4 protein-coding genes and 1 pseudogene are annotated in these 3,536 nt (G+C 67.4%); all 5 read right to left on the reverse strand.

The features are described from left to right. Window positions 1–814, reverse strand: a pseudogene (locus tag ACXJKR_RS27400) (bifunctional aconitate hydratase 2/2-methylisocitrate dehydratase); the annotation flags it as partial. Between the two features lie 36 nt (window positions 815–850). Next, window positions 851–1,273: a type II toxin-antitoxin system VapC family toxin gene (locus tag ACXJKR_RS27405; RefSeq protein ID WP_457325515.1), complete on the reverse strand. Its 423-nt coding sequence runs from the start codon at window positions 1,271–1,273 to the stop codon at window positions 851–853. Then, on the reverse strand, window positions 1,270–1,515 hold the full coding sequence (locus tag ACXJKR_RS27410) for an AbrB/MazE/SpoVT family DNA-binding domain-containing protein (RefSeq protein WP_056196361.1): 246 nt from the start codon (window positions 1,513–1,515) through the stop codon (window positions 1,270–1,272). Before ACXJKR_RS27410 ends, ACXJKR_RS27405 begins: the two co-directional genes overlap by 4 nt. Before the next feature lie 104 nt (window positions 1,516–1,619). Next, a complete protein-coding gene (locus ACXJKR_RS27415) occupies window positions 1,620–2,234 on the reverse strand; it encodes a hypothetical protein (protein ID WP_157281448.1) in 615 nt (204 codons plus the stop codon). 127 nt (window positions 2,235–2,361) lie between these two features. Further along, the gene (locus ACXJKR_RS27420) at window positions 2,362–3,375 is read right to left on the reverse strand and encodes an HpcH/HpaI aldolase/citrate lyase family protein (RefSeq protein WP_457325516.1); all 1,014 of its coding nucleotides are present in this window, start codon (window positions 3,373–3,375) and stop codon (window positions 2,362–2,364) included. Window positions 3,376–3,536 lie beyond the last annotated feature (161 nt).

Genomic DNA, 3,536 nt, shown 5'->3' on the forward strand with positions numbered 1-3,536 from the left:
GGGGGGGGATGTCCTGGCCCGTGGCCCAGATGACGCTGTTGGTGGCGGACTTGCGCGAGGAGCCGGTGCCGACGACGTCGCCCACGTAGGCGACCAAGTTGCCCTTCTTCTTCAGGTCCTCGATGAACTGCATCGGGCCGCGCTTGCCGTCTTCCTCGGGCTTGAAGGCCGCACCGCCAGCAGAACCAAAGTCCCGACGGGTGTTCTTCAGCATCGCCAGGTAGTGCAGCGGGATGTCGGGGCGGCTCCAGGCATCGGGCGCCGGCGACAGGTCGTCGGTGTTGGTCTCGCCGGGCACCTTGAAGACGGTGACGGTGATCTTCTTCTCGACCTCGGGGCGGCTGGTGAACCACTCGGCATCGGCCCAGCTCTTCATCACCTCCTGCGCCTTGGCATTGCCGGCCTTGGCCTTGGTGGCCACGTCGTTGAAGAAGTCGAACATCAGCAGGGTCTTCTTCAGGCCTTCAGCGGCCACACCGGCGACTTCGGCGTCGTCCAGCAGCTCGATCAGCGGATGCACGTTGTAGCCGCCCACCATGGTGCCGAGCAGCTCGGTCGCCTTGGCCTTGGAGATCAGGCCGACCTTGATGTCGCCGTGCGCGACGGCGGCCAGGAAGCTGGCCTTGACCTTGGCCGCATCGTCCACGCCCGGAGGCACGCGGTGGGTCAGCAGATCCAGCAGGAAGGCGTCTTCACCGGCGGGCGGAGCCTTGATCAGCTCGATCAGCTCGGCGACCTGCTTGGCATCCAGGGCGAGGGGCGGGATGCCGAGGGCGGCACGTTCGGCGGCGTGTTGGCGGTAGGCGGACAGCATGGGGGAACTCCTGGCGGAACGGGGATGGAAAAGGAATCAGGCGGCTCCAGGCACGATGACCTTGAGACCCTTGAAGTAGTCGCGGAAGAAACCTTGATCGCGGCTGATCAGCGCCTGGCATTGCAGCAGGGCGTGGGCGCCGATCAGGAAGTCGGGAACGGTGCGCGGACCGGCGGGTGCCTGGCCGGAGGCCTTGCGGCGCTCCTTGTAGCGGCGCTGCATTTCGCCGGCACGAACGGCCGCGCGGGATTCGATGGGAGAGTAGACGATGCCGACGCCTTCCAGCGCATCCAGCAGCTCGGCGCCAAAGCCGAGGCCGGAGACGACTTCGCTGAGCACGACGTCGCAGGCGACGACCGGCCCGCGCGCCAGCGCCTGGCGAAGACAGTCTTCAGCGGATTCGGCGCCCACGTCACCGCCCAGCAGGTCGATGAGAACGGAGGAATCGATGGCGATCACGGCTCGACCGGGTCGCCGGGGGCGCGGCCACGCAGCTCGCGCATGACGTCGTCGGTGGTGACGCCTTCAGGCAGTTTGAAGCGCCCGCGCAGCTTGGCCAGCGCGTCGTCGACGTTCTTGCGCAGGATGATGCGCCCGCCATCAAGCTCGACCTTGAGCGTCGTGCCCTTGGTCAGACCGAGGGCATCTCGGACGGCTTTGGGCAGGGTGATCTGCCCGCGTTCGGCAACGGTGGCTTCCATGGCGCCTCCAGCGGCTGAGCGCCGCGGAGGCGGTGGCTCAGGTATGCATCGAAAAGTATGTATTCATTCTACATACCCAAGCCACGGGTTTCAACAGCAATGACTCACTTGGCCTTGGCTGGCTTGGCCGGTTTCGCAGCCACCGGGGGCGCTGCGGGTGTTTCGGCCGCCGTGGGCGTGATGCCCAGGCCGCTGCGTGCTGCCTCGGCGGCTTCGGCCTCGGGGTCGTTGATCTTGGCAGCCTTGGCGGCTTCGATCAGCTTGATCTGCTCGGGGTGGACGCAGTCGTCGATGAGGCGCTGGCCGATCTTGGTGTCCAGCAGCATGGACTTGTTGGCGATCTGGATCATCAGCGTGCGGCCGGTCACGTCTTCCAGGCGCAGGGCGCCGGTTGACGACAGCACGGGCTTCATCGTGAAGACCTGCTTCTTCCAGGCCACGTTGATGTAGCCGGCCACCTTGGGATGCTTCTCGATCTGCACGGTCTCCTTGAACTCGCAGGCGTAGTCGCCCAGGTAGGCGCGCTCCGCAGCGGCAAGCTGGGCCTCATCGGCATCGACCAGCACAGGCTCGGGCGGCGGCGGCGGTGCCTTCTTGGCGGGCGCGGGCTTGGCCGCGGCCTTGGTTTTTGCGACGGGCTTGGCCGGAGCGGTCTGGGCCAGGGCGGGCAAGGCGGCGCAGAGGATCAGGGCGGCGGCACTGGCACGGAGCGAAGTCATCGGCATCTGGAATCGGGGTGGGAAAGGAGGGTGGAAAAAGCTGGCGAATCATGGCTGCAATGCGGCCGCGCAGCGGTGAAAAGATGTAGGCATTGTCCGCGTGACGGACTGCACGCCGGTTCGTGCCTCACTCGGCGATTACCCCGATGGCTACGGGGAAAAACGCCGATCGCGCTGCGTCGGGCAAGGCGCGCCCGGTGCGCTCGGCGCGCTCCAGCACAGTCCAGAAGTAGCGGTAGCTGGCGCGGTCGTGCAGGCGGTCGTGGAAAGAGATGGGAGCCCATTGCGCGGCTCGTGCGGCAAGCAGCAGCTCGGCCGCTTCGGCCACTTCGTCGGCGGCCGGCGCGAACGCCTCGACGATGGGACGGATCTGGTCGGGATGGATGCTCCACATGCGCGTGTAGCCGAACTCGCGCGCGGCGCGCCGCGCGGCCGCCGCGAGCCGTTCGGCATCGCGGAACTCGGTGACCACGCAGTGCGAAGGCGTCTTGCCAAAGGCATGGGCCGCGGCGGCAATCTCGAGCTTGGCGCGCACGACCAGCGGATGCTCGAACTGGCCGGGCAGCTCCATCGCCGTCTTGGGGATGGCGCCGCCATGGGCCGAGACAAAGTCCATCAGCCCGAAGGACAGCGACTCGATGCGCGGATGGGCGGCGATGCGAAAGACCTCGCGCAGCGCGCCGTGCGTTTCGATCAGCACCTGCAGCGGTAGCCTGGGCTGGGCGTGGCGCTCGCAGGCGGCATCGATGGCGGCCACAGCGCGCTCGACGTCCTCGGCGCTCTCTGGTTTGGGGATCATCAGATAGGCCAGCCTGTCGCCGGCCTTGGCGATCAAGGTGTCGACGTCGGCTTCGAAGGCGGCGTGGCAGAAAGGGTGCACGCGGGCGCCGACGCGGCCGAAGCGGTTGGCCGAGCTCGTTGCCAGTTCGGCGATCAGCAGCGCATGCTCGGCCTCGCCGCCGACCGGGGCGCCGTCCTCGGCGTCCAGCGTGATGTCGAAGACGGGGCCGAGTTCGGCCTGCAGGGCCAGGCTCTTGCGCATGCGGGCCTCGACGCCGCAGTAGTGGTCGACGACAGGCAGCGCGGGCCGAACGGCTTCGTGGCCGAACAGGGCCTGGCGGGGGTGCAGGAGTGCGCTCATCGCGCCACTGTACCCAGGCCGGCGGCGGCGCCAGATGTGACGCCGGTCGCGAAATCGCGACGTTTGCGGGAACAAGAGGGTGCTTACGCACTGTCATATCTGACCCAGGCGTGACAGCATCTGCGCACAACGATCTCCGGAGACAAAGCCATGCTCAAGCT

It is taken from the genome of Roseateles sp. P5_E11, from assembly GCF_054049355.1.

Excerpts from the sequence above, each read along its gene's own strand:
- ACXJKR_RS27410 (WP_056196361.1), bottom strand. The coding sequence starts at position 1,515 with ATGGAAGCCACCGTTGCCGAACGCGGGCAGATCACCCTGCCCAAAGCC.
- ACXJKR_RS27415 (WP_157281448.1), bottom strand. The coding sequence starts at position 2,234 with ATGACTTCGCTCCGTGCCAGTGCCGCCGCCCTGATCCTCTGCGCCGCC.
- ACXJKR_RS27420 (WP_457325516.1), bottom strand. The coding sequence starts at position 3,375 with ATGAGCGCACTCCTGCACCCCCGCCAGGCCCTGTTCGGCCACGAAGCC.